This window comes from Bacillus cereus group sp. BfR-BA-01330 (genome assembly GCF_022663885.1).
GTDB classification, from domain to species: domain Bacteria; phylum Bacillota; class Bacilli; order Bacillales; family Bacillaceae_G; genus Bacillus_A; species Bacillus_A cereus.
Window position 1 is genome coordinate 145,442 of record NZ_JAKUGK010000002.1, and the last position, 25,548, is coordinate 170,989.

Sequence of the window (25,548 nt, forward strand, 5' to 3'; positions counted from 1 at the left end):
GGGGGAGACGTATGAAGAAAATAGTCTTTACAGGTGGCGGTTCGGCAGGACATGTAACACCTAATTTAGCCATTATCCCATATTTACAGGAAGACAACTGGGATATCTCTTATATTGGTTCTCACCAAGGTATTGAGAAAACGATTATAGAAAAGGAAGGCATTCCCTACTATAGTATTTCGAGTGGAAAGCTACGTCGTTATTTTGATTTAAAAAATATAAAAGATCCTTTTCTTGTAATGAAGGGTGTTATGGATGCGTATGTAAGAATTCGAAAACTAAAACCAGATGTGATTTTTTCAAAAGGCGGTTTCGTATCTGTACCAGTCGTAATTGGCGGATGGCTAAATAGAGTACCAGTTTTATTACATGAATCTGATATGACGCCAGGACTAGCAAATAAAATTGCGCTTCGTTTTGCTTCGAAAATATTTGTTACATTTGAAGAAGCAGCGAAACATTTACCGAAAGAAAAAGTAATATATACGGGGTCTCCTGTACGTGAAGAAGTGCTGAAGGGAAATCGTGAAAAAGGTTTAGCGTTTTTAGGTTTTTCACGTAAAAAGCCAGTTATTACGATTATGGGAGGCAGCTTGGGCGCGAAAAAAATTAATGATACGGCTCGAGAAGCATTACCAGAACTTCTTAAAAAGTATCAAATTGTTCACCTTTGCGGAAAAGGTAACCTTGATGAAAGTTTACAAAATAAAGAAGGATATAGACAATTTGAATATGTACATGGAGAACTGCCAGATATATTAGCGGTAACAGATTTTGTTATTTCACGCGCGGGCTCCAACGCAATTTTTGAATTTTTAACATTACAAAAGCCGATGGTTTTAATTCCATTATCGAAATTTGCAAGCCGTGGAGATCAAATATTAAATGCAGAGTCCTTTGAAAGACAAGGATATGCCTCCGTATTATATGAAGAAGATGTAAATGTAAAATCTCTTATAAAGTATGTCGAAGAATTAAATCAAAATAATGAGAAGTATAAAACAGCACTAAAAAAATATAATGGAAAAGAAGCAATTAAAACAATCATTCAAAATATTTCAGAGGCATGATGAAACAATCATGCCTATTTTAGTAGGGTGAAAGATTCCAAGAATTGATATTTTTATGTTACAATAAAGTGAAACTTTAATCAGTTGGGTGCATCCCACATCTAACTTCTTTACTGTTACTGAATTTTGAGGAGGGAGTCTTACTGCCCTCAAATAGCGGGATAACAAATGGATTAATAGGGAAATTCCAATTAATGAGGCGTGAAAATACGAATGGATTAGGAGTGACTGTGTTGGAGCTAAGTCTCTATGAAAATACTGCACTTATTATATGCTTTGTGTTGTACGTTGGTAGTGTTATTGTTTATATTTCAAGGAAATTTTCGCAAGAAAGAGAGCTTGAAAAGTCAGAGATAACAGCTGAACTAGAAATGTTAGCTGATGAAAGTTATAAAAAACAAAAAATAAAAGAAGACCATGAAGCATCCCATCATTTAAACGCAAATAAGTTTTAAAGATGGGGATTTTTTTTGAAGTTGTTCTTTATTGTAGCTATAACAAATAACGCTAAAAAGGAGTTTCCCCATACATAATGAAGGAGTGTATATAAATGAATTTTTATATCGCCTCAGGTTTCCAAAATAAACATCTTGTACGTTCCGTAGCAAATGAACTGAAACATGCAGGATGGCACCATACATATGATTGGACCAAAAACGAAAAAGCAGCAAATGAAGAACAATTAAGAGAAATTGGTCAGGCAGAACAAAATGCTGTAAAAGAAGCGGATGTATTTTTACTTATATTAGATGGCGGAAACGGGAGCCATACAGAGTTTGGAATGGCGATTGCACTAGAGAAAACGATATATGTATATCATGCAGGAAACCCGCTCCAAACAACGTTCTATCACTTGCCAGAAATAAATATTTTTGAAGGAGATGTAGCTGAGTTTGCATCTTATGTTATGAATCATATGAAATAATAGTAACTACCTAAAAGGTTATAAAAGTGATCTTTTGGGTACAGTGAGGATAAGAAACGTATATAAAGGAGTACATAATATGAAATTAGAAAATGGATGGGAAACGAGCTTTTTAGAAGTCGTACAAAATAGTGAATTTAAGAAAGAGGCACTTCTTAGTCAATTGCTTTGTCAGGATAGTGAAGAAGTAGAAGAGCTTGTGGATGATTACGGCTACGAAGAACTTGTTGAACGTGAACATGATGATGAGTTAGCTGAAATCTTAGGAGAAGAACTTTTTAGTGAGATGGAACGCCAAGTATTCTTATCTTCAAATCCAGAAGAAAAATTGATTTCATTCGTCAATGGATTAGGTTTTCATGTGTTAGATTGGATCGTTCTTCTTGAAACAGAATTTGGCATTGATAGTGCAAACTTTACATCAGATGCTGTGAAGGTGTTAGAAAAGCGTTTCAGACAGTTTCCATACATAGAGGACAAGACAATTTTTGATATGACATTTGGAGAATCGATGGATGTATTAGAATCTGTTACAGGATTACAACTAAAGGAAAAGATGAACGTATAATGAAAAAAGAACGTGATTGGATCACGTTCTTTTTTTACATAATAATAATTTTATCATCTAGTTTTGTCTGCCCGGTAAGAAGTGCGTTTAAATATTCCACTTTTCTTATACAAGCTTGTATATGTCTTTCAATCTCTTGTAACTCTGCTTGGTGATGCGTTTCAATTGGATGAATTTGTACGTTGAATTTTTCAAATTGACTACTATATGTTATTTCTGCATAGCCGCTCATAATATCGGTTTCGTTATGAAATAAAAATTGCTTCGTTTTGTCACAGAATGATACATCCTGAAAGCCATATACTTTTAATGCTTCAATTACTTTTTTAATCATTTTTGTATTCATTTTTTAACCCTCTTTACGAAGTTCTACTTATATATTATAACATAAAAAATTACATAGAAAGCGCTTCCAAGTGTATTTTATTATAAACTTTACGTTTCAATCACAAAAATGAAACAAAGAAAAAATAATTGTAAAGAAGGAAGGACTCTTTTATTGTTTCGTCATATATATAGAGAAATAGTGCAATGAAAGGAAATTTTCCGAGGTGGAGATCGTATTTCCAATTTGAGCGCAGTAAAAGAGGTGAGAATTTTGAACTTTGATATTGTAGGACAAAAAGCATATATAAAAGATGGACCGCATCGGAACCGAATTGGAATTGTAAAGAAAAATGAGACAAAATTAGCATCGCAGTTTGCTATTGTAATTGGAGAACAAGTCATTGATGTAGAGCTAAAGGATATCGTGTTAGTTGGAGTAGACGTAGGACAATTTCATAAATGGTGCGAACAAAATGGTTATTTGTGAAAAGGACGGGCTGTGAGATAATGAAATATATTTGAGGAAAGAGGATATGTTATTGTATTCTCTTTTTCTATGTTTAAGGAGGCGAAAATGAAATATAAAGAACAGGAGTTTACGTTGGAGTTAAAAGAGAACATTCAATGTATGGAGAAGGAAATAGATCGAATATCACTTAAACTGCATAAAGAGTATTCACATTTATACATAGAAAAACACATGGAATTAGATATGGGATTTGCAAGAGAAAAAGAGAATCCCTTTGAGGTGGGTTATTATTCATCAGTTGCTATAGCTATATTAGATGAAGAAAAAGAGCTGATTGGATTTCATAATATTCCAATTTGGAAATGTGAAAGAATCTTTTTAGGAATGCCAATTCAATCAAACATTTTGGGGAGTAAGAAAGTAGGAGAACTCGCTGATGAATCTTGTTATGAGATTGAGGAGGAGTTAAAAGAGCAACTAGAAGAATACTTAGAGTGATAATTCTCAAGATAAAATCTATAAAGAGGGGACGGAATAAAAAAGACGCTAACAATTGTATGTTAGCGTCTTTTTTCATTATGAAGCAATTTCACCAGTTTTTGTATCATCTTGATTGTACGTATCTTGATCTAATTCACCAAGCCATTTACTTGAAATAAGACCTGCTGTCATAGAGCCACTTACGTTAAGAGCTGTACGCCCCATATCGATTAATGGCTCAACCGAGATAACTAGAGCAACAATACCGATTGGTAAGTTCATTGTAGATAGTACGATTAAAGCTGCGAATGTTGCGCCGCCACCAACTCCGGCAACACCGAATGAGCTAATAGCAACAACAGCGATTAAAGTTAAAATAAATTGTGGTTGTAATGGATCAATTCCTACAGTTGGAGCGACCATCATTGCAAGCATTGCTGGATAAATACCTGCGCAACCGTTTTGTCCGATAGATACCCCAAATGAAGCTGCGAAGTTTGCAATTCCTTCGGAAATACCAAGCTTTTCTTTTTGCGCTTCAATATTTAATGGCATCGCACCAGCACTAGAGCGAGATGTGAATGCAAATGTTAATACAGGGAACACCTTTTTTAAATATTGAATTGGATTTAAACCAGATAGCGCAATTAATAATAAGTGGATAACGAACATTACGATAAGTGCTACGTAAGACGCTAACACGAAGTTGCCAAGTTTTAAAATAGCATTTATGTCGCTACCAGCAACTGTTTTTGCCATAAGAGCTAATACGCCGTATGGAGTAAGGCGTAAAATTAATGTTACCATACGCATTACGATTGCATATACAGCATCAAGCATCTTCTTAAATAGCTCTGCTTGTTCTGGATATTTTCGTTTTACACCTATAAAGGCAATGCCGATAAAGGCTGCAAATATTACGACAGAAATTGTTGATGTTGGACGAGCGCCTGTTAAATCAAGAAACGGATTTGTAGGTAATAGCTCTAATAATTTATCTGGAATTGTTGTCTTTTCAATAGAAGTAAATCTTTCTTCAACTAGTTTCAGACGAGCAGATTCTGCATCACCTTGTTGTAGGCCGGTTGCAGATACATCAAATCCTGCACTTGCAGCGATACCGACAGCTGCAGCGATTCCTGTAGTAAGAATTAAAATACCGATAATAAGGCCACTAATTTTACCAAGGTTTTTCGTTAACTGTAATTTTGTAAATGCTGAAATAATAGATACTAAAATAAGTGGCATAACGATCATTTGAAGTAATTTTACATAACCGTTACCGATTAAGCCAAACCAAGTATTTGATTCAATAATTACTTTAGAAGTTGGCTCATAAATAAATTGTAATATAAGACCGAATAAAATTCCGACTCCTAAAGCGGTAAATACACGTTTATTAAAAGATACATGCTTACGTTGCATATAATATAATACGCCAACTAAGATGAGCATGACTGCAACGTTAATTCCGACAAGCAGTGTATTCATGTTGATTCCCCCTAATTCCAATCTGTTATATAGAATATAAGGTAATAAAACCTATAAGTCAACTAGGAAATTCCGGAATTAAAAAAAGATGGCAAAATGCCATCTTTTAATGTCCAGCCCCAGGCACAAGTAAGAATGTCGTGTAGTATGTAAATCCTATGAAGAAAACAGTTAAATATGCCCCAAATACGTATATATACATACGCTCTGTTAATTTTAAATAGCTTAAAAGTACGAAGAAACCTGTTTGTCCTAAAAATAGTAGTGCGGCCGGTTGCATATCCCCTACGTAAAACATAACCGAGAAAATTCCAGTCCAAAAGCCGAGAACGCGAAACATGCGCTCCATGCCATCTCCCTCCTTTTCTAAAAAAAGTAAACCTCACCTCATTATAGTTTATTTTTCTTACTATTGTAAATATTCGTTCATATAAAAAGAAGCCAATTATTATTGGCTTCTTTTTATATGAAAAATTAAATTGTTAGTTTATAATTACAAGATTTACATCCATCTAATAGACTATCATTTCGAGTTAATTCCATGTTAGGGAATAGGATTTCAAAAATCCCTTTCATCATATCTCCGTGCATGTTACAAATTTCAGTTGGATGATGAACAGCAACTTCTTTAAATGGACAATTGTGTACATCATAGAAAATTTTTGTTCCATCTGCACTTAATTCAAATGCAGGTGATAAGCCAGCTGTTGAGAAAGCTTCTTTTGCAATTTGAACTTTTTGTTCCACTGTTAAAGCATCTTCACTCACATTTAAACGTTGCATATGTTGTTGCATTAATTCAGCTCCGAATTGTTTTCCTGTTTCGTATAGCGCTTTCTCACCAGCAGCACCAAGACTAAGTAAAGAATTAAATGCGATTCTTGCTAACAATTGATAATCACGGAATGGAAATTGTAATTGGATAACATCTTCAGATAAGACATACAATCTGCTCGGTCGTCCGCCTTTTCCAGTTTTCTTCGTTTCCGATTTTAGCATATGAACATCTTCTAATTTAGATAAATGTAAACGCGCTACGTTTGGATGAATGTCAAACTCATCTGCAATTTCTTGTACCGTTACGTAACTATGTTTTTGCGAAATATATTTATAAATGTAATAACGAGTTGGGTCAGATAATACACCTGTAATTTTTAAAGCTTGTTCCATGAGGATCTCCACCTTTATCACTTTATCCAAGATAATAACATTATAATACAGATAAACATGAGTATAGGTAATTTCAGACAATAATTCGGAAATTGTTCATAATTTCACAAACATATTTTTCCTTTTTCCTCTATTGAAAATACAAAAGTCCAAATTTTTATTGCGCATGTTTTCATGCTATATACATAGTGAGGAGGGAAAAGTGATGAATGGGATTGAAATTTTTGCGAATGCAATTTTAAAAGAAGCGTGTAGGGTACAAGCGTCAGATTTACATATTGTGCCCCGGCAGAAGGATGTAGCGGTTCAACTACGTATAGGAAAAGATTTAATGACGAGACAGTGTATTGAAAAGGAATTTGGAGAAAAACTTGTCTCACATTTCAAATTTTTAGCATCTATGGACATAGGCGAGAAACGGAAGCCACAGAATGGTTCGTTGTATTTGCAAATTGATGGACAAGAAGTGTATTTACGCCTTTCAACACTTCCAACAGTATATCAAGAAAGTCTCGTTATTCGCCTTCATTTACAAGCATCTGTTCAGCCCTTATCACATCTTTCGTTATTTCCAAGTACGGCAGCAAAACTACTCTCGTTTTTACGCTATTCACAGGGGCTACTTGTGTTTACTGGACCGACTGGATCTGGGAAGACGACGACAATGTATGCATTATTAGAGGTAATTAGAAAAAAGAAAACACGTCGCATCATTACACTTGAAGATCCGGTTGAAAAAAGAAGTGACGATGTATTACAAATTCAAATAAATGAAAAAGCGGGTCTCACATATGAAACAGGATTAAAGGCTATTTTACGTCATGATCCAGATATTATTTTAGTCGGTGAAATCCGTGATGAAGAAACAGCAAAAATAGCTATAAGAGCAAGTTTGACAGGACATTTAGTAATGACAACACTGCATACGAATGATGCGAAAGGAGCAATCATTCGCTTCATGGATTATGGTATAACGAGGCAAGAGATTGAACAGTCTTTATTGGCTGTAGCTGCACAGCGACTTGTCGAATTGAAGTGTCCGTTTTGCAGAGGAAAGTGCTCAACTTTATGTAAATCAATGAGGCAAGTAAGGCAGGCTAGCATATATGAGCTACTATATGGATATGAGTTAAAACAAGCGCTTAAAGAAGCTGGTGGAGAATGTGTTACTTACAAACATGAGACTTTAGAATCGTCAATACGAAAAGGATATGCTTTAGGTTTTTTAGAAGAAGATGTTTATGTTTAAGAAAACATGGAGTTTAAGTGATCAAGTAGTATTGTTGAAACGTTTAGGAGAATTATTAGAAAAAGGCTACTCTCTTTTACAAGCATTAGAATTTTTACAGTTTCAATTACCTGTAGAAAAGAAAGTACAATTGCAGCGCATGATTGAGGGGTTAAAAGATGGGAAAAGTCTACACGATTCTTTTCATCAGTTAAAGTTTCATCAGGACATGTTAAGTTATTTATTTTATGCCGAGCAACATGGTGATATTTCTTTTGCTTTGCAACAAGGAAGTGCACTTCTTTATAAGAAAGATAAGTATAGGAGAGACATGATGAAAATAATGCAGTATCCTATGTTTTTGATGTTTTTTCTACTAATCATGCTCTTTATTTTTAAACTCATTTTATTACCTCAGGTTGAAATGGTTTATAGTTCGTTCGGTTCTAATACACCACTACTTACAGAACAAATTTTAAGTGCAATAAAACTGCTACCTTACATTATTTTAACCGCTATTTTAACTGTTATTATTGGAGGTATTTTATACATGTTGTATTTTAGGAAACTTCCACATATTAGACAGGTAAAAATTATGCTTCGTATTCCCCTCATCAAAACATTTCTTATTTTAAAGCATTCACATTATTTTGCTACTCAGTTGAGTGGTTTATTAAATGGTGGACTATCAGTATGTGAAGCTTTAACAATAATGATGGAGCAAAGATATCATCCGTTCTTTAAATATGAAGCGAGCCGGATTGAAAGACAATTAATTGGAGGAGAACAGTTACAATCTATCATTGCTAAAAGTGGGTATTACGAGAAAGAACTTTCTTATGTTATTACGCATGGACAAGCAAACGGCAATTTAGGGATTGAATTAGGTGACTATAGCGATCTTATTATGGAAAAGATGGAACGGAAAATTAAACATATGTTAGTTATCATTCAGCCTATTTTATTTACATGTATTGGAGGAATCGTTGTCCTTATGTACTTAGCGATGATTATGCCGATGTTTCAAATGATGAATTCTATTTAGGGGGCATTTGTATGCAGAATGAGGAAGGGTTTACTCTGTTAGAGATGCTATTAGTAATGGTTGTCATAACTATATTATTACTATTAATTATTCCGAATGTAGTTACACAGCGCTCATCGGTCCAAGGAAAAGGTTGTGCAGCTTACGTGAAATCTATAGAAGCGCAAATACAAGTATATCAATTACAACATAATAAAATTCCATCGTTAAAAGAACTGACAGATGAAAAGTATATTACAACTGATAAGTGCCCGAATGGCGAATCTATTCATATTTCAGATGATGGCGCAGTATCAATTAGGGCATTGTGAAACAACAGGGGTTTACTTTTTTAGAAATGTTACTCGTTTTATTTGCTATTTCTGTATTAAGTATAGTTACGTATTTTAGTGTTCATTCCTTATACGAGCGACAAAAAGTTGAACAATTTTTGAGACAGTTTTCAAATGATATTTTGTATATGCAGCAATTAGCGATAAACCGTCAAAAGCACTATACATTACGTTGGCATAAAGATAGAAATATGTATGCTATAAAAGAGTCAGGTACAAAGTATTATATCGTCAAGCGAGAGTATGAAGAAGATATACAAATTGATTTGCATACGTTTCCAAATCCGATGACATATAATCCAAGTGGAAATATTAATAGAGGTGGTACGATTATAATTTCGTATCGAAATTATAAATATGAAATTGTATTTCAGCTTGGAAGAGGGAGATTTACGTATCGTGAAATGTCAAAAAGGATCCATAATGGCTGAAATGATTGTATCGTTAAGTGTTTTAATGATGGCTGTATCGTTACTACTACCGCAAACAGTATTAGTTATGCAAGAAAGAAAAAATATACAAATTCGTTATAAGGCAACTGGATTATTAAAAAAAGAAGCAGCTATATATATGTATGGAAATGAAGACAAGCGAATAATAGAAAAGAATATAAATGGAATTGTGTATTACACATATTGGGGAGGCAATGAAGTTTGTACTGTGTGGAGAGATGTGAAAGACAGAATGATGGAACAATGCTTTTATGTAGGAGAAAAAATAAATTAGAATTTGGTTTTTCATTAATAGAAATGATTGTATGTCTGTTTCTATTATCAATATTTTTTTTGCTCTTTCCCCGCCTACATTTCATTGAAATGGAAAATAAACAGTCGAAAGGGTTAAATGATTGGGAGTGGGATGTGTATTTAGGGCAAATGCAATTGGAGTTTCGTGAAGTATCATCTGGAGAACAGCTAGCATTTGAAAATGGAGAAAGTATTTTACGATTCCGATCGCGTAATGGGAGTGAAGTATCGTATGAAAAAGAGAATAGTCGTCTTATAAGAAAGGTAAATAGGCGCGGGAGGGAAGTTGTTTTACAAAATATTGGAACGGTTTCTTACAAACTAACACCTCATGTACTCATTATAAATGTGAAAGATACTAGTGGGAAAATATATGAAGGTGTAGTTATGCGATATAGCGAAATAGGAATAAACGTATGAGAAAGCAAAATGGATTTACAATGCCTGGAACGATTATCTTTCTTATTTTATTAACTTCTTTTTTTATATACGAAACAAATATGTTGTTTACAGATAAAAATTTTTATATAGAAATAGAACAAAAGTTTTTATTGGATGAATTACTTAACCGATCTATTACAGATATAAAAAAAGATTTACAGCAAAAAGAAAAAGAAGGTACATTTTTCTTTCAGTATGAAAAGGGAGAAGCGAGTGGAAATTATGTCTTTGAAAATGATTTAATTCTCGTTACGTTGCAGTGCACACTCAAACAGGAAGCTTTCTATACGGTAGGTTTTCGGTATAGAAAAAAGGATGGGAAAATAGTCGATTGGATAGAAGGATAATGTATAAAATATATGTAAATAAACCAAGGTTTCCTATTGTAAATTAAATTGATTTTTTAGAAGAAATGGATAAATATAATGATTAAAAGTTTAAATTTTCTTAAAAAAGAGAAAGGTAGAAAGAATATGATATATTCATGCTATCCAATCATTATTTTTAGGGAGAATAGGGAAATGACAAACAACAATCAAATAGGTGAAAATAAGGAACAAACTATTTTTGATCATAAAGGAAATGCAATTATGACAGAAGATAGGGAAATACAAATTATTTCAAAATTCGAAGAACCTCTTATTGTCGTGTTAGGAAATGTATTAAGTGATGAAGAGTGTGATGAATTAATTGAATTGTCTAAAAATAAGTTAGCACGTTCTAAAGTTGGTTCATCACGTGATGTAAATGATATTCGAACGAGTAAGGGTGCATTTTTAGACGATAATGAACTTACTGAGAAGATTGAAAAACGAATTTCATCTATCATGAATGTTCCTGCGTCGCACGGAGAAGGATTACACATTTTAAATTATGAGGTGGATCAACAATATAAAGCGCACTATGATTATTTTGCAGAACATAGTAGATCAGCTGCTAATAATCGTATTAGTACGCTTGTCATGTACTTAAATGATGTAGAAGAAGGCGGAGAAACGTTCTTTCCGAAATTAAATCTTTCTGTGCACCCTAGAAAGGGAATGGCAGTATACTTTGAGTATTTCTATCAAGACCAATCATTAAATGAGCTTACGCTACATGGAGGGGCCCCTGTAACGAAAGGCGAGAAATGGATTGCAACGCAGTGGGTGAGAAGAGGTACTTACAAGTAAAAGCGTGTATGTGACGTTTTGTTCTTCATTGCATAATGAGAACAAGACGTTTTTTTATTCAATAATGTAATCTTTCGTTATAATAACAAATAATAACGGATGATTGAGAGGAACGAACATGAAATCTATATACATAACCGGTTATATGGGAGCTGGGAAAACAACAATTGGAAAAGCATTAAGTAAAGAACTTCATATGGATGTTGTAGATACAGATCAAAAAATTGAAGAGAAGCAGGGAAAAGTAATTCGTGATATTTTTGCCGAAGAAGGTGAAATGGCTTTTCGGGAATATGAAAGTGAAATGTTGCGTGTACTACCCAGCTGTAATGTAATCATTACAACTGGCGGCGGAATCGTTGAGCGAGAGGAAAACCGGAAATGGATGAAGGAAAATGGAACTGTCGTGTATTTATATTGTGATCCACATGTAATTGCAGAAAGGCTTCGTGAAGATACGACACGTCCACTATTTCAGAAGAAAGATATAGATGCATTTGTAACGAAATTCGAATCGCGCCGAGCTTATTATGAAGAGGCTCATATTCATATCGATACGACGAATAAGTCTGTAAAGCAAATTATGAATGAATTAAAAGAAAAGATTAATGAATAAGAAAGTGGACATACTAATCAAGTAGAGGTGATGATAATATGTCTACTAATGATTATGTTCGCTTTGTGACACAACAGTTTGTGTCGTATATGGATGCTCCAAAAGAAGATCGAAAACAAAAGAAAGAACAACGCCGTGCAGAAAAAGAGCCATTTATGAATAAGTGGTTTGGTGTTATGCCGCTAAGTGCTGCTTTGTTTTATCGAAACGTAAAAAATAAAAGAAAAAAATCAAGTTAATTCTTTCGTAATATGTGTAGCAAAATGAAAATCCCCTAGTAGCATCATACTACTAGGGGATTTTCATTTACTGCATAGACTCTTTCTCTTCTGTAACGGCATGTATTTTATTGTTGACCCAGACAAATCCAATTCCGATACAAATGGAAATCCCCCATCCAACAGCCGTCATAATCGCTCTCATTTCACCGTAGCCATCTACACCGAAAACAGAGATGAAATAAATTTTTAAGAAGCTTTTTAATATGAATTGTAGCCCGAAAAATAGCGTTAAGTATTGCAATGCTGGATAGATACGACTATCACGATACAGTTCACGACTTTTATCACGGTCATGGCCTTGCAGTGCTGCAATATCTGCTGCGAAATATAACATAAGTGGTTTTTTTATAAAAATTGTACATATAACGATAATGCCGAGTACGATGTGATAATACGCATCGTTCCACAACATTCGTTCAGCTGATCCGGATAATAAATCTACCGTTGTATTAGAAATGAGTGTAATTAAAATAAAGAACCCTGTCACGTTAAACTGCTTTTCTTTTTTAAAGGTATACAGTGTATAAATAATTCCCGGAACAGAGGAAAGTAACATCGCGTAATAAGGATCGATATAAGGTTTTGCGAATTTCCAAATGAGGAATGGGATTACGAGATAAAAGACAAGATCTAATATAGCTTTTTTATTTTGATTCATATACAGCCTCCTTAAGTCATACATATATTTTATAATATAATTTCTGAAAATTGTATAAGGTTTATTGAAAAAAGAAAAAGTATATGATTAGTAGATTGAAAAAAATTGCCCCTAGCGTAGTAAGTTTTTTTAGTATATAATAAAGGAAACGCTTTCATTTCTAGTTTGTTCACAAAATGGACGGAAAATCATATATTTACTATCGATATGTTGCTTTATAATGAAACTAATTAAATATACATGCATACAATATTGTGAAATAAATAACATAAATAATCTATATAAATGTAAACGTTATCAAAAGAGAGAGGTGGAGACAATGAGTAAATTTTTCTTCAATCATAATCCAGCAACAGTAGAGGATGGAAGGCTTGTTAAATATGCTGAAATTATTTATGGAGAAGGTGGCCGTTCTGTATTAGAAAATTTAATGGTGAAGGCATCTATCAGATTGCGTGATCGTTATCCGAATAAATCTGACGAGCAGATCTCGAACCTAGTAAATAAAGGCATCCATGATATGTTTCAAAAATATGTGAGCGAGTAAGAGTGGCCAATGGCTGCTCTTATTTTTTTGTATAAGGATTGTAACTCTAGCTGAAAATAAACATGTATTCTGAAAAACGTAAAAAGGAGTGGGAAAGATGAGCAATGGAATTGGACGTTCGAAAGAAAATCTTCCAACTGATGCAAATCATGTGAGCGCGAAGGATCGTGCGTATCAAAAACGCATGGCAAAGCAAAAACAACAAGAGCGTAATGAGGATAGAGAGTAACTCGAAATAAAGCTCCTTCTAAAGCAGAAGGAGCTTTATTTTGATAGAAAATGATTCGCGGTAACATAAAAGAGTCCACCGTTAATAATTTGCACTGTAATACGTGGTTCATACTGTTCTTGCAGAGCTTGTTTTTCAATTTCATAGCTCTCAGGAAGTTCGTCACTTTCTTCATAAAAACGGTTTAAAAGGTCTAAATCATGATTCCAACGCACTCTTGCTTCTTTTGCCCACGTATGGTCATCTTCTGCAATTATATTTTTTAAAGCGTCTTCTATGCGTTGTAAACCGCTTTGAGGTTTAATGATGGGCGAGAGCGTAAAACAAAAATCAGGTATTTTTGGTGTAAGTTTAATGTTTGTTAATGTTTCATGAAAGTTTGCCATCATTGTTCCAGAAATGAGATGAATACCAATCGAGTGAAGGATGTCTTTTTTTCGATCACATTGATAGGAAACTTTTATATTAATACCGAGCCAAGGGTGGAGCGGTGTATGTGTTGCTCCATTATGTCTTACATCCTCATATAAACGTATGTATGAGCCTAATTCTTTTGTCGTTTGGAAAATTTGATGTAGACGTGGTGAACCGTAGTGAATAAGCTCACCATCATTTTCTTCATTTTCTGGATTTGTAATAAGAGTAAGGCGCATCGGATTCGGTACGCCTCCTGTTTTCTCAAGGTAGTGCCAATAAAAAGGGCGATTCATTAATAATTTATCCATCTCAATTGTTAACTGTACATCTAATAAATGAGGAGAACGTTCTAAAATTTCACAGTTATTCGCCTCAAAGAAATTGTATAAGTAATTATGAATTTCATGTTGCTGCATAGCCTTGCACCTCAGCTTCATTTCGTTTCGCAAAGTCGATAATAGATGTTAAGTTTTCCATCTTAATTCTAATTTCACCTTCGCTTTTTGATTGCGCGAAAATTTCTTGAATGTGCGCGTCGATGTTTTTCATATTAATTCTCGTTAAAATTTCATCGAGTTCACCGATAACACGCTCGAATAAGTTAATTTTTTCATATAACAGTTTCAGAATATGTTCTTCAACAGTATGCTTTGTAGCTAAGTTATAAATATGAACATCATTCTTTTGACCGAGACGGTGAATACGTCCGATTCTTTGCTCAAGACGCATTGGATTCCATGGCAAATCATAATTGATCATATGGCTACAAAACTGTAAGTTAATGCCTTCTCCGCCAGCTTCCGTTGCAATTAACACTTGGGCACGATTTTGGAAAAGTTCCTTCATCCAATCTTTCTTCCCGCGTTTAAATCCGCCGCGGAATGGGACAGAAGAAATACCGTGTTGTTGTAAAAACCATTGTAAGTACATCTGTGATGCTCGGTATTCCGTGAAAATGACGACTTTATCGTCAATTTCTTTTATAAGCTCTAGAGCTTTAGTTGCTTTCGAGTTGAAAGGAATATGATTAATTTTGTCCATTAGCACATCGATATGTGGATCTTTTATATAATGTTCATTTTCTTTCTGTCTTTTTTCTACATGCTTTTTCAATGAATAGTAAACAGCCTCACGACTACTACACGCTTCCCGTTTTAACGTTAACGATGAGAAAGCAGATGTGAAGGCGTCTTGTCCTCGCCAATTTTCGATATCATTATATAGAGCTTGTTCTTGTTCATTAAACTCAACAAAAATTGTACGTACATGTCTCTTCGGCCAATCGATACCGGTATTATGTCGTCTATTTCGCACCATTACTTTGTTAATGAGAGCTTTTAAGTCTTCATCTGATTCGGCTGAACGATTTTTGGAAGCGTAATATTCTTCAAAGTTGGATTGATTGCCTAGATGTCCTGGCTTTAATAAAGAAACAAGGTTAAAAATTTCATCAATCTTATTTTGAACAGGAGTAGCGGTTAGTAATAAACAAAACTTCTTTTTTAATCGTTGTGCAAATTCATAGTTTTTTGTTTTATTATTTTTCAGTTTATGTGCTTCATCGATAATAATAAGGTCATATTCTAAGTTCAACACGATATCGCGATGTGGTGAACGTTTCGCAGTATCAATTGATGATACGATTACGTCAGCTTGTTCCCACGAGTAGCTTTTCTTTTGTGCTACAGCGGGAATGAAAAACTTTGTATTCAGCTCGTATGCCCATTGTGATACGAGAGAAGCTGGGACAAGTATAAGTACCTTTTTCACAAGCCCGCGGACCATGTATTCTTTCAAAATAAGTCCAGCTTCGATTGTTTTTCCAAGACCTACTTCATCTGCTAGAATCGCTTTACCATTCATTTGTTCAATTACATTTTGAGCGACTTCTAATTGATGCGGAAGCGGTGTGAAATGGGATAAATGTTTCGGTGCTTGTAGTCCATCAAAAGTAGGAACAAGTAACGATTTTTCTGTTTCATAAGCTAAGTGATATAAATCCCAGTTTGTCCAAGGACCATCTTCATCAATTCTATTTAAAAAATTGTTTTGCCACGTCCGATCTACTGAAATATCGACATTCATTACGACTCTCCCACCTTTTATAAACTAAAGTAATTATTTTTTAATGTATGATGATTTGCCTTAAAAGAAGGCATAATTATCGTTATTAAAGGCTATATGATAGACAATAATAAAGTATTAAATCTCAAAAGCTGTATTTATTGTGTTTTAACATAAAAAATTCTAAATTATTTTTTATGCTAGAATATTGATGAAATATAGCGAATGATGTTAGGATAATGGTGTGAAATGTGTGGAATCTTTCGTATTTTATCCAAGAAAGTGATTTTTTATTTACGCTTTCATAAAAAAATATAATGAGATTCCGTATATCCTATCTTTTCAGAATGAAAATGTTTAGAAAAGGGAAGCAACTTTTATTGATTTGTCAAAGCATAAGGGGGAGAGAGCATGATTACATTACAACGTACACCGTTATTTGATGTATACGCGAAGTATGGTGGGAAAACAATCGACTTCGGTGGTTGGGAATTACCAGTTCAATTTTCAAGCATTAAAGAAGAACACGAAGCTGTACGTACAGCTGCAGGTTTGTTCGATGTGTCTCATATGGGAGAAGTTGAAGTAAAAGGTGTAGATAGTTTAGCATTTTTACAACGTGTTGTTACAAATGACGTATCTACCTTAAAGGTAGGGGGCGCACAATATACAGCTATGTGCTACGAAAATGGTGGTACAGTAGATGATTTATTAATCTACAAACGTGGTGAAGAAGACTATTTATTAGTAATCAATGCATCAAATATCGAGAAAGATTACGAATGGTTAGCAAGTCATGTAATTGGCGATGCGACAGTAGTCAATGTTTCTAGTGAAGTTGCACAGCTTGCAATTCAAGGACCAAAAGCAGAAGGCATTTTACAAAAAGTTGTGTCAGAAGATTTGAAAGAAATTAAGTTCTTTAAATTTAAAAACGATATTCTTGTAGATGGAATTCCAGCACTTGTATCTCGTACAGGTTATACAGGTGAAGATGGATTCGAAATTTACTGTAAGAGTGAAGATGCTGCAAAACTTTGGGAGAAACTTCTTGAAGTTGGAGCAGAAGAGGGCTTAAAAGCATGTGGTTTAGGTGCTCGTGATACACTTCGATTCGAAGCAACATTACCACTTTATGGACAAGAATTATCAAAAGATATTACACCGATTGAGGCTGGAATTGGCTTTGCGGTAAAAACAAATAAAGAAGCAGACTTCTTTGGAAAAGCAACGTTAAAAGAGCAAAAAGAAAACGGTGCGCCTCGTAAATTAGTCGGCATCGAAGTAATCGAACGTGGAATTCCTCGTACGCATTACCCTGTATTTATTGGTGAAGAAAAAATTGGGGAAGTAACAAGTGGTACACAATCTCCAACGTTAAAGAAAAGCATTGGTTTAGCACTAATTGATGTAAAATACGCAGCAGTTGATACAGAAGTAGAAATTGAAATTCGTAATAAACGCGTCAAAGCAGTAGTTGTTCCAACACCATTTTACAAACGTTCAAAGTAACGGGGAGAGGGGTAGATTTCATGTTGCATCGTTATCTTCCAATGACAGAAGAAGACAAAAAAGAAATGTTACAAACGATCGGCGTTCAAACGATCGATGAATTATTCTCTGATATTCCAGAGAGTGTTCGTTTTAAAGGGGATTTAAAAATTAAAGAAGCAAAATCAGAGCCAGAGCTTTTAAAAGAGCTATCTCAAATGGCTAATAAAAATGCTAACTTAAAAGAATACGCTTCTTTCTTAGGAGCAGGCGTATACGATCATTATGCTCCAGTAATTGTAGATCATGTTATTTCTCGCTCAGAATTTTATACAGCTTATACACCATACCAACCGGAAATTTCACAAGGGGAATTACAAGCAATCTTTGAATTCCAAACAATGATTTGTGAATTAACAGGAATGGATGTAGCAAACTCTTCTATGTATGACGGGGGTACAGCTTTAGCTGAAGCGGCAATGTTAGCAGCTGGCCATACTCGCAAAAAGAAAATTCTTGTATCTAGCGCGGTTCATCCAGAATCAAGAGCAGTACTTGAAACGTATGCAAAAGGTCAAAATCTTGAAGTTGTTGAAATTAATCATAAAGATGGTGTAACAGATTTAGACGTATTACAAAGTGAAGTAGATGATACAGTTGCTTGTGTAATCGTTCAATATCCAAACTTCTTCGGACAAGTTGAAAAATTAGCTGATATTGAAAAAATCGTTCATCAACAAAAATCATTATTTATCGTTTCTTCAAATCCATTATCATTAGGCGCATTAACACCACCAGGGAAATTTGGTGCTGATATTGTAATCGGTGATGCACAACCATTCGGTATTCCAACGCAGTTTGGTGGACCGCACTGTGGTTACTTTGCAACAACGAAAGCATTTATGCGTAAAATTCCAGGACGTCTTGTTGGACAAACTGTAGATTCAGATGGTAAACGTGGATTTGTATTAACGTTACAAGCACGTGAACAGCATATTCGTCGTGATAAAGCGACATCTAACATTTGTTCAAACCAAGCGTTAAATGCATTAGCAGCTTCTGTTGCAATGACGGCACTTGGCAAACAAGGTGTGAAAGAAATGGCACGTCAAAACATTTCTAAAGCACAGTATGCAAAACGTCAATTTGAAGCGAAAGGCTTCACAGTAACATTTGCTGGACCATTCTTCAATGAGTTTGTTGTAGATTGCAAACGTCCAGTGAAAGAAGTAAACGATGCATTATTACAAAAGAATATTATCGGTGGTTACGATCTAGGCCGTGATTATAAAGAGCATGAAAACCATATGCTTGTAGCAGTAACTGAGCTTCGTACAAAAGAGGAAATTGACACACTTGTAAACGAAATGGGGGCTATCCAATGAAGAACCAAGACCAAGCACTTATCTTTGAAGTGAGTAAAGAAGGACGCATAGGATATAGCTTACCCAAATTAGATGTAGAAGAAGTGAAACTAGAAGATGTGTTTGAGAGCGATTATATTCGAGTAGAAGATGCAGAGCTACCAGAAGTATCTGAACTTGATATTATGCGCCACTATACAGCACTTTCAAACCGTAACCACGGTGTTGATTCTGGATTCTATCCACTTGGATCTTGTACGATGAAATATAATCCGAAAATTAATGAGAGTGTAGCTCGTTTCGCAGGATTTGCAAATATTCATCCACTGCAAGATGAAAAGACAGTACAAGGTGCAATGGAATTAATGTACGACTTACAAGAGCATTTAATTGAAATTACAGGTATGGATACTGTTACTTTACAACCAGCAGCTGGTGCACACGGAGAATGGACAGGTTTAATGTTAATTCGTGCATACCATGAAGCGAATGGTGACTTTAACCGTACGAAAGTAATTGTACCTGACTCTGCTCACGGAACGAACCCAGCATCTGCAACTGTAGCTGGTTTTGAAACAATTACAGTAAAATCAAATGAAAATGGCCTTGTTGACTTAGAAGACTTAAAACGTGTTGTAAACGAAGAAACAGCAGCACTTATGTTAACAAATCCTAATACATTAGGTCTATTCGAAGAAAATATTTTAGAAATGGCAGAAATCGTCCATAATGCAGGCGGTAAATTATACTATGATGGTGCAAACTTAAATGCGGTATTAAGCCAAGCACGCCCAGGAGATATGGGATTTGACGTTGTGCATTTAAACCTTCATAAAACATTTACAGGTCCTCACGGCGGTGGTGGCCCAGGTTCTGGTCCAGTAGGTGTGAAAGCTGATTTAATTCCGTACTTACCAAAACCGATTTTAGAGAAAACGGAAAGTGGTTATCACTTCAACTACGACCGCCCAGAAGCAATTGGTCGTGTGAAACCATTCTATGGTAACTTCGGAATTAACGTTCGTGCATACACGTATATTCGCTCTATGGGTCCAGATGGTTTGCGTGCAGTAACGGAGTATGCTGTATTAAATGCGAACTATATGATGAGAAGATTAGCGCCATTCTATGATCTTCCATTCGATAGACATTGTAAGCATGAATTTGTATTATCAGGTCGTCGTCAAAAGAAACTTGGTGTACGTACATTAGATATTGCAAAACGTCTGCTTGATTTTGGTTACCATCCACCAACAATTTACTTCCCATTAAATGTGGAAGAATGTATTATGATTGAGCCGACAGAAACAGAATCAAAAGAAACATTAGATGGTTTCATTGATAAGATGATTCAAATCGCTAAAGAAGTAGAAGAAAATCCAGAAGTTGTACAAGAAGCACCGCATACGACAGTCATTAAACGTTTAGACGAAACGATGGCTGCACGTAAACCAGTTTTACGTTATGCAAAGCCAGCTCCTGTACAAGTTTGATTAGAATAACAAAAGAAGAACTCGCTGAGGCGGGTTCTTTTTTTGTATGGATAATTTGTCCCGCATTAACGGACAGTAAACTTCCAACTCAAAACTTAGCTGGTGCAAAGAAGTCAGGTGGGAGATAAACTGTCCGTAAATGCCCGATTGGTTCAACTAATAATCAGTGGGGATGAACAAAAATCCCCACTGATTAAAGTTTCACTTTATGCAGAAATAGTGAAGAAAATGTTAAAAAAATATATTTTTTGTTTCCTAATGGTGTAAAGGTGTAGTTTTATAGGTAGTTTTGTTGAAAAAGTCGGTTTGATAAAAGTATTTATTTTTGTTAGAATTTTATTGAAATTAAGAAGATGTGATGAGGCAAAGATTACTCATTTTTATGTATATGTGAAAAAACGAACAAGACGGGGGTGAAAGTGTGGGATATCGATGTTATAGAATGGTATACCATTTAGAAAATGGAGAAACAATTAAAGATGTAAAAGAATTTTGCTATCGAGACCAAGGAAAAGTGTTAGAAAGAGTAGCAAATCGTGTAATGGATAATAGAGAAGTGACGGCGATTGATAAACAAGGAACAATCATTTCAATAGCATGTGAGGACATTGTAAAGGTAGAACTTGATTACATAACAGAAAGTTAACCTTGAGTCATATCGAATTATTCGATAAAATAAACTGTTGAATGGTGAAGTGAGAAGAGAGGAGTTTATCATGGGTAGTACAAGACACTTTTATATGTTTATCTTAGCGTTTGTTCTTGTTGTGGCATTAACGATTTACTTAATTGTTGACAGCAGCTGGTACAACACAGTTCATCCGGCATTCCTTCTGTTTATGTATATAGGAATTGCAGTAGTAAGTTTCGGAATGAGAGACGAGATGTTAGATCGCTTTGAAAAGTGATACATATACGAAAGACCAACAGGAAAATGTTGGTCTTTTTTTCTTGCCAAAAATAGGATGGTGTGTATATACTGTGTATATAAGGTATACACAGTATATACACACACTGGAGGAAAACATGAATATTATTATTTCGAATTCTTCCCAAGACCCTATTTATGTGCAAATAAGAAAACAATTAAGCCAGCTTATTTTAAATGGCGGTTTAAAGGGTGGAGATCAATTACCGTCTATTCGTAGCTTAGCGAAGGAATTACAAATTAGTGTCATTACAACGAAGCGTGCATACGAGGAGCTTGAAAAAGAAGGATATATAGAAACTGTTGCTGGGAAGGGGACTTATGTTTCACGTAAAAATAATGAACTATTAAAAGAACAAAGGCTTCGCCTATTGGAAAGTAAAGCTGAAGAAATCGTAAAAGAAAGTAAAGTGTTGCAGCTTTCACTTGAAGAATTGCAGCAGATGATTGCGTGTTTATATAAGGGGGAATAAGAGATGTTAGAGCTAAAAAATGTTTGTAAAAGTTATCAAGATTTTGCAGTGAAAAATATAAGTTTTGCATTACCACGAGGATATATTATGGGGTTTGTCGGACCAAATGGTGCTGGGAAAAGTACAACGATCAAAATGATTATGAATTTAATTAGAAAAGATAGCGGCGATATAAAAATTTTTGGCAAAGACAATAAGAAAGCCGAAAAGGACATAAAACAAAATATTGGTTTTGTATATGATGAAAATCATTATTACGAAGATTTAACGTGTGAACAAATGAAGCGTATTATTGCACCGTTATATAAAAAGTGGGACGAAGAGCAGTATCAATCGTATATGCATAGATTGCAAGTTCCAAAGTATAAAAAAATTAAAGAGCTATCTAAAGGGATGAAAATGAAGTTTGCGATTGCCATCGCACTTTCGCACCACGCAGAGTTTATTATTATGGACGAACCGACAGCAGGGTTAGATCCAGTTGTTCGAAGTGAATTACTTGATATGTTGCAAGAAATTGTAATGGAAGATGAAGTATCCGTATTATTCTCAACGCACATTACAACAGATTTAGAGCGCATTGCAGATTATATTACGTTTATCAACGATGGAGAAATTATATTTACTGGTGAAAAAGAAGACTTAATGGAGAACTACGTAATCGTAAAAGGAAGTAATGATTTATTAGACCGAGAAGGAAAAGAACTATTTGTTGGATTACGAAAAAATAAATTTGGTTTTGAAGGTTTAGCGAAGGATAAACAAACAATTATCGATTGGTTTGGAAATGAGGTTGTACTAGAAAAGCCTACATTAGATGACATTATCGTTTACACTGCGAAAGGGAGAGGTGCCTATGCGTCAGCTCGTATATAAAGATTTGTTCTTTTTTCGGGTAATTTGGTTAGTGAATCTTGTTATGCCCCTTTTGTTCTTTATGTTAGATGCAAGTGGTGAATTGTTATTTCCAATGAGTTGTCTATTTATAACCTTTTCATCGGTTATGACGTTAACCGTTATGGATGAAAGAAATAAAAGTGACATTGTTATAAATAGTTTACCGGTAAGTCGAAAGGATATCATAATTGCTAGATATATTTCCTGTGCAATATTCATTGTTGGTGCCATTCTCTCTACGATGTTAGTTGTTTTTCTTATAAGGGGTATTGTGGTTATTAGTGATATCGGTGTATATCATCCTAATCTATACATTGAAATTCCATGGTATGAAGTCATAAATGGAGCTGTTTATGCCACATTTTTTGTTGTCACGTTTTTCCCTAGTTATTATGGTACAAAATCGAAGGTAGTAAGAAGTATAGGATCAGCAGCATCAATAGGAGTGGGTGTAATTCTTTGGATATTTATTAGTGATGGGCTGTATGAAACAACATCTTCATTCAGTGAGTGGATTATGAATTCAGTACATATTGGTGTATTTATAGTTGGAGGAATGATATTAGCTAGTGTCTATATCGTTTCTATGTTTCTTACAATTAAAATTTATGAAACGCGTGATTTATAGAGAGGAGAATTTATATGCAACAATTGATTTTGAAGGAGTTTTTCTTACAGAAGAAGATGTTTCCTTTCTATTTTTTAATACCCATTTTATCTATTTTTAAGGATTCCGTCGAACCAATGGGGATTGCAATAGGAGTATTTATAACATGTAGTACGATTATATATATTTCTTTTTATTATGACGAGAAAAGTAAAGCAGAAAAAGTGTTAGTGAGTTTGCCTATAACGAGAACAGAGATAGTTATAGCTAAATATATTGCAAGTTCATTATTTATTATGGCTGGTTTGAGTGTAACTTTTATAGTCGTAATATTAGGAAATATTTTATTGAACAGAGATATAGTTATGCCTGGGTATGCAATATTTTCAGCAATAGTAGCAACTTTGATTTATTGTGCAGTAACGATACCGACTAATTACATTGGGGGATATAAAGTTATTACTGTCTTAAATTTGAGTATGCTTTTTCCTTTAATGGGTATGATTGGTCTTATGTGCAATATTTTTGGTGATAAAACAATTATGCTAAAAGTACTCCACTCTCAAGAGGCTACACTAGCAATGGGTGTTCTTGGTATTGGAGTGTTAGTAAGTATAGTCATATCAATGTTTCTCTCAATGAAAATGTTTCAGGAGGCAGAGTTATAGAAGGGGCATTTTCATATTAGGAGGGGTAATACATGATCAAGTAACTAATTTTAAAAGATTTCATCATTCAATGGAAATTTTTAATTTGGTACATACTGTATCCTGTTTTCTTTTATATGGCCTTAACAGATACGGAAAATCTGTTCATAATTATGTCAGTAATTATTACAATTGGGGCAACAGTAAAAACATTTGAAGCAGATAGTAAAAATGAGAGTGAAGTTATAGTAAATAGTTTACCAATATTGAGAAAACAAATTGTGTATGCGAAATATATAGTAGCAATTATTATTCTTTTTATAAGTGTAACGGTCGGTTGTTTCACGATGGGAATGAAGAGTGGGGTTAACTTATTTGAATTTATTGAAACGACAATGGTTGCTAGTATTAGCTTTATTTTATTGTATTTAAGTTTTGTTATACCAATATCCTTTTGGCTAGGGTATAAGAAAACCATTTTCATTACGATAGTAATATTCAGGGCACCGATAGTTGTTTTAGAAGCTTTGTTTCAAATTAACTTAGAACAAATTCAACTATACAACAGCTTGTTATTCATTAGTTCCATGTGCATGTTCATAGCATCTACCTTTGTTTCAGTAAAAATATATGAAAAAAGAGAATTTTAAAAGGTGCCTTAAAAAAGGCACCTTCTTCAATAACGACAATACGAGAGCAGTAGTTTATAAAAAGAAACGCTATTTGGTACATCTTTTGGAGTATGTAATATAAAGCTGAAAACGATAACGAGAATAAGAAAGAGGAAAAATAAAAATAGAATTTGCTTATGTATAGAATTTTGCATATTATCCACTCCTTTTTTAGGTAGTATGTCCAAAAGAAAGGAGTGTATGAAAAATGTTAGGAGGGGAGAATGATGAACAAAAGAAAATGGTTATATAGAATAGGAATATTTTTATTTTCAATCGGTCTCATATTAGCAAATGTTTACTCGGATATACCACCGTTATTTCCAAGTTTACATAAAAGGGTTGGTATAAGTATTGCCATAGTTGGTCTGTTTTGTCTTATCACATCTAACTTCTACAGAAAGTCTGAATGAATATAAAAAAGGACAGTTACTCTTTTTCAGAAGTACTGTCCTTTTTTAATAACTTATTCCATAGTTTGGCGATACTCCATATAATGACGATTGCAATGGAGGCGATAATGGACCAAACAATTGATATAATTTCAAGTGTCATGTTAGGAAGGAATGTGAGAATGGATAATACTTTATGAAACAATGATTCTATTATATGAAAACTTATTTGTAATAGAATGACGATACCAAGTGTGATCCATGCTAATATTTTCTTTCCTTGTTCTTTCCACATGACATTCACCTCAC

Annotated in this window: 38 protein-coding genes; 29 read left to right on the forward strand and 9 right to left on the reverse strand. The window is 34.3% G+C overall.

What is annotated here, in order from left to right:
* Positions 1-11: 11 nt before the first annotated feature.
* From murG to MR112_RS06485, 4 genes are all read left to right on the forward strand, one after another.
* Positions 12-1,070 (forward strand): undecaprenyldiphospho-muramoylpentapeptide beta-N-acetylglucosaminyltransferase, encoded by a 1,059-nt coding sequence (gene murG, locus MR112_RS06470; RefSeq protein WP_000724776.1) that lies wholly within the window; start codon positions 12-14, stop codon positions 1,068-1,070.
* Positions 1,071-1,264: 194 nt separating this feature from the next.
* Positions 1,265-1,525: a DUF3966 domain-containing protein gene (locus MR112_RS06475; RefSeq protein WP_001250699.1), complete on the forward strand. Its 261-nt coding sequence runs from the start codon at positions 1,265-1,267 to the stop codon at positions 1,523-1,525.
* A 95-nt stretch (positions 1,526-1,620) separates the two neighbouring features.
* On the forward strand, positions 1,621-1,995 hold the full coding sequence (locus MR112_RS06480) for a nucleoside 2-deoxyribosyltransferase (RefSeq protein ID WP_001012341.1): 375 nt from the start codon (positions 1,621-1,623) through the stop codon (positions 1,993-1,995).
* Between the two features lie 79 nt (positions 1,996-2,074).
* A complete protein-coding gene (locus MR112_RS06485; RefSeq protein ID WP_000764267.1) occupies positions 2,075-2,563 on the forward strand; it encodes a hypothetical protein in 489 nt (162 codons plus the stop codon).
* 34 nt (positions 2,564-2,597) lie between these two features.
* Here the strand turns inward: MR112_RS06485 and MR112_RS06490 are convergent, their stop codons facing one another.
* Complete coding sequence (locus MR112_RS06490) at positions 2,598-2,909, reverse strand: hypothetical protein (protein ID WP_001093237.1); 312 nt, start codon at positions 2,907-2,909, stop codon at positions 2,598-2,600.
* A 252-nt stretch (positions 2,910-3,161) separates the two neighbouring features.
* Between MR112_RS06490 and MR112_RS06495 the strand changes: the two genes are divergently transcribed.
* Together MR112_RS06495 and MR112_RS06500 are read left to right on the forward strand one after the other, a co-directional pair.
* A complete protein-coding gene (locus tag MR112_RS06495; protein ID WP_001008327.1) occupies positions 3,162-3,377 on the forward strand; it encodes a DUF3912 family protein in 216 nt (71 codons plus the stop codon).
* A gap of 87 nt (positions 3,378-3,464) precedes the next feature.
* A complete protein-coding gene (locus MR112_RS06500; RefSeq protein WP_242244868.1) occupies positions 3,465-3,857 on the forward strand; it encodes a hypothetical protein in 393 nt (130 codons plus the stop codon).
* A gap of 78 nt (positions 3,858-3,935) precedes the next feature.
* On the opposite strand, the gene MR112_RS06505 is transcribed toward MR112_RS06500, so the two are convergent.
* The 3 genes from MR112_RS06505 to MR112_RS06515 all read right to left on the reverse strand — a co-directional run bounded on the left by MR112_RS06505 (position 3,936) and on the right by MR112_RS06515 (position 6,500).
* Complete coding sequence (locus tag MR112_RS06505) at positions 3,936-5,330, reverse strand: L-cystine transporter (protein WP_001094345.1); 1,395 nt, start codon at positions 5,328-5,330, stop codon at positions 3,936-3,938.
* Between the two features lie 106 nt (positions 5,331-5,436).
* Positions 5,437-5,679 carry a DUF2626 domain-containing protein gene (locus tag MR112_RS06510; RefSeq protein WP_000440716.1) on the reverse strand — a complete coding sequence of 81 codons (243 nt, stop codon included), beginning with the start codon at positions 5,677-5,679 and terminating at the stop codon, positions 5,437-5,439.
* 125 nt (positions 5,680-5,804) lie between these two features.
* Entirely contained in the window at positions 5,805-6,500 is a 696-nt protein-coding gene (locus tag MR112_RS06515; protein WP_000434125.1) for a helix-turn-helix transcriptional regulator, read from the reverse strand.
* 205 nt (positions 6,501-6,705) lie between these two features.
* Between MR112_RS06515 and comGA the strand changes: the two genes are divergently transcribed.
* The 10 genes from comGA (at position 6,706) to MR112_RS06565 (ending at position 12,319) form a co-directional block, all read left to right on the forward strand.
* Entirely contained in the window at positions 6,706-7,749 is a 1,044-nt protein-coding gene (comGA, locus tag MR112_RS06520) for a competence type IV pilus ATPase ComGA (RefSeq protein WP_001013170.1), read from the forward strand.
* Complete coding sequence (comGB, locus tag MR112_RS06525; RefSeq protein WP_000475187.1) at positions 7,742-8,773, forward strand: competence type IV pilus assembly protein ComGB; 1,032 nt, start codon at positions 7,742-7,744, stop codon at positions 8,771-8,773. The genes comGA and comGB overlap by 8 nt, the downstream gene beginning before the upstream one ends.
* A gap of 11 nt (positions 8,774-8,784) precedes the next feature.
* Complete coding sequence (gene comGC, locus MR112_RS06530; RefSeq protein WP_001178687.1) at positions 8,785-9,084, forward strand: competence type IV pilus major pilin ComGC; 300 nt, start codon at positions 8,785-8,787, stop codon at positions 9,082-9,084.
* Positions 9,081-9,536, forward strand: a complete 456-nt coding sequence (gene comGD / locus MR112_RS06535) for a competence type IV pilus minor pilin ComGD (protein WP_000813141.1) — start codon at positions 9,081-9,083, stop codon at positions 9,534-9,536. Before comGC ends, comGD begins: the two co-directional genes overlap by 4 nt.
* Positions 9,529-9,831 carry a hypothetical protein gene (locus MR112_RS06540; RefSeq protein WP_000829469.1) on the forward strand — a complete coding sequence of 101 codons (303 nt, stop codon included), beginning with the start codon at positions 9,529-9,531 and terminating at the stop codon, positions 9,829-9,831. Before comGD ends, MR112_RS06540 begins: the two co-directional genes overlap by 8 nt.
* On the forward strand, positions 9,801-10,271 hold the full coding sequence (gene comGF, locus MR112_RS06545; protein WP_000923101.1) for a competence type IV pilus minor pilin ComGF: 471 nt from the start codon (positions 9,801-9,803) through the stop codon (positions 10,269-10,271). The genes MR112_RS06540 and comGF overlap by 31 nt, the downstream gene beginning before the upstream one ends.
* Entirely contained in the window at positions 10,268-10,639 is a 372-nt protein-coding gene (comGG, locus tag MR112_RS06550) for a competence type IV pilus minor pilin ComGG (protein WP_001231317.1), read from the forward strand. The genes comGF and comGG overlap by 4 nt, the downstream gene beginning before the upstream one ends.
* A 174-nt stretch (positions 10,640-10,813) precedes the next feature.
* The gene (locus tag MR112_RS06555) at positions 10,814-11,464 is read left to right on the forward strand and encodes a 2OG-Fe(II) oxygenase (RefSeq protein WP_000183845.1); all 651 of its coding nucleotides are present in this window, start codon (positions 10,814-10,816) and stop codon (positions 11,462-11,464) included.
* 118 nt (positions 11,465-11,582) lie between these two features.
* Positions 11,583-12,080, forward strand: coding sequence for a shikimate kinase AroK (aroK, locus tag MR112_RS06560; RefSeq protein ID WP_000836642.1), 498 nt, complete (start codon positions 11,583-11,585; stop codon positions 12,078-12,080).
* Positions 12,081-12,118: 38 nt separating this feature from the next.
* Entirely contained in the window at positions 12,119-12,319 is a 201-nt protein-coding gene (locus tag MR112_RS06565) for a YqzE family protein (protein WP_000106081.1), read from the forward strand.
* Between the two features lie 67 nt (positions 12,320-12,386).
* Here the strand turns inward: MR112_RS06565 and MR112_RS06570 are convergent, their stop codons facing one another.
* Both MR112_RS06570 and MR112_RS06575 read right to left on the reverse strand, forming a co-directional pair.
* Entirely contained in the window at positions 12,387-13,019 is a 633-nt protein-coding gene (locus tag MR112_RS06570; protein ID WP_001073109.1) for a VC0807 family protein, read from the reverse strand.
* Between the two features lie 129 nt (positions 13,020-13,148).
* The gene (locus tag MR112_RS06575; protein WP_002022367.1) at positions 13,149-13,265 is read right to left on the reverse strand and encodes a hypothetical protein; all 117 of its coding nucleotides are present in this window, start codon (positions 13,263-13,265) and stop codon (positions 13,149-13,151) included.
* 73 nt (positions 13,266-13,338) lie between these two features.
* On the opposite strand from MR112_RS06575, the gene MR112_RS06580 reads away from it, so the two are divergent.
* Both MR112_RS06580 and MR112_RS28765 read left to right on the forward strand, forming a co-directional pair.
* Positions 13,339-13,566 (forward strand): hypothetical protein, encoded by a 228-nt coding sequence (locus MR112_RS06580; protein WP_000032702.1) that lies wholly within the window; start codon positions 13,339-13,341, stop codon positions 13,564-13,566.
* 97 nt (positions 13,567-13,663) lie between these two features.
* Entirely contained in the window at positions 13,664-13,795 is a 132-nt protein-coding gene (locus MR112_RS28765) for a hypothetical protein (protein ID WP_000064668.1), read from the forward strand.
* Between the two features lie 35 nt (positions 13,796-13,830).
* Here MR112_RS28765 and MR112_RS06585 read toward each other — a convergent pair whose 3' ends face one another.
* Together MR112_RS06585 and MR112_RS06590 are read right to left on the reverse strand one after the other, a co-directional pair.
* Complete coding sequence (locus MR112_RS06585) at positions 13,831-14,628, reverse strand: YqhG family protein (RefSeq protein WP_001183964.1); 798 nt, start codon at positions 14,626-14,628, stop codon at positions 13,831-13,833.
* Positions 14,615-16,297: a DEAD/DEAH box helicase gene (locus tag MR112_RS06590; protein WP_001100040.1), complete on the reverse strand. Its 1,683-nt coding sequence runs from the start codon at positions 16,295-16,297 to the stop codon at positions 14,615-14,617. The genes MR112_RS06585 and MR112_RS06590 overlap by 14 nt, the downstream gene beginning before the upstream one ends.
* A 390-nt stretch (positions 16,298-16,687) precedes the next feature.
* On the opposite strand from MR112_RS06590, the gene gcvT reads away from it, so the two are divergent.
* From gcvT to MR112_RS06645, 11 genes are all read left to right on the forward strand, one after another.
* Positions 16,688-17,788, forward strand: coding sequence for a glycine cleavage system aminomethyltransferase GcvT (gcvT, locus tag MR112_RS06595; protein WP_000631769.1), 1,101 nt, complete (start codon positions 16,688-16,690; stop codon positions 17,786-17,788).
* Between the two features lie 20 nt (positions 17,789-17,808).
* Positions 17,809-19,152, forward strand: coding sequence for an aminomethyl-transferring glycine dehydrogenase subunit 1 (gcvPA, locus tag MR112_RS06600; protein ID WP_000903228.1), 1,344 nt, complete (start codon positions 17,809-17,811; stop codon positions 19,150-19,152).
* Positions 19,149-20,624: an aminomethyl-transferring glycine dehydrogenase subunit 2 gene (gene gcvPB / locus MR112_RS06605; RefSeq protein WP_000795703.1), complete on the forward strand. Its 1,476-nt coding sequence runs from the start codon at positions 19,149-19,151 to the stop codon at positions 20,622-20,624. The genes gcvPA and gcvPB overlap by 4 nt, the downstream gene beginning before the upstream one ends.
* Before the next feature lie 442 nt (positions 20,625-21,066).
* Positions 21,067-21,270 carry a DUF3929 family protein gene (locus tag MR112_RS06610; RefSeq protein ID WP_000262496.1) on the forward strand — a complete coding sequence of 68 codons (204 nt, stop codon included), beginning with the start codon at positions 21,067-21,069 and terminating at the stop codon, positions 21,268-21,270.
* 70 nt (positions 21,271-21,340) lie between these two features.
* The gene (locus MR112_RS06615) at positions 21,341-21,532 is read left to right on the forward strand and encodes a hypothetical protein (protein ID WP_000535933.1); all 192 of its coding nucleotides are present in this window, start codon (positions 21,341-21,343) and stop codon (positions 21,530-21,532) included.
* 118 nt (positions 21,533-21,650) lie between these two features.
* On the forward strand, positions 21,651-22,025 hold the full coding sequence (locus tag MR112_RS06620; RefSeq protein ID WP_001021349.1) for a GntR family transcriptional regulator: 375 nt from the start codon (positions 21,651-21,653) through the stop codon (positions 22,023-22,025).
* Positions 22,026-22,028: 3 nt separating this feature from the next.
* The gene (locus MR112_RS06625) at positions 22,029-22,901 is read left to right on the forward strand and encodes an ABC transporter ATP-binding protein (RefSeq protein WP_000891311.1); all 873 of its coding nucleotides are present in this window, start codon (positions 22,029-22,031) and stop codon (positions 22,899-22,901) included.
* A complete protein-coding gene (locus tag MR112_RS06630; RefSeq protein ID WP_242244869.1) occupies positions 22,882-23,550 on the forward strand; it encodes an ABC-2 transporter permease in 669 nt (222 codons plus the stop codon). The genes MR112_RS06625 and MR112_RS06630 overlap by 20 nt, the downstream gene beginning before the upstream one ends.
* Positions 23,551-23,564: 14 nt before the next feature.
* The gene (locus MR112_RS06635; RefSeq protein WP_001186551.1) at positions 23,565-24,197 is read left to right on the forward strand and encodes an ABC-2 transporter permease; all 633 of its coding nucleotides are present in this window, start codon (positions 23,565-23,567) and stop codon (positions 24,195-24,197) included.
* Positions 24,198-24,244: 47 nt separating this feature from the next.
* The gene (locus tag MR112_RS06640; protein WP_242244896.1) at positions 24,245-24,826 is read left to right on the forward strand and encodes an ABC-2 transporter permease; all 582 of its coding nucleotides are present in this window, start codon (positions 24,245-24,247) and stop codon (positions 24,824-24,826) included.
* 245 nt (positions 24,827-25,071) lie between these two features.
* On the forward strand, positions 25,072-25,260 hold the full coding sequence (locus MR112_RS06645) for a hypothetical protein (RefSeq protein WP_002164431.1): 189 nt from the start codon (positions 25,072-25,074) through the stop codon (positions 25,258-25,260).
* A 16-nt stretch (positions 25,261-25,276) separates the two neighbouring features.
* On the opposite strand, the gene MR112_RS06650 is transcribed toward MR112_RS06645, so the two are convergent.
* A complete protein-coding gene (locus MR112_RS06650; protein ID WP_000265430.1) occupies positions 25,277-25,534 on the reverse strand; it encodes a DUF3975 family protein in 258 nt (85 codons plus the stop codon).
* Positions 25,535-25,548 lie beyond the last annotated feature (14 nt).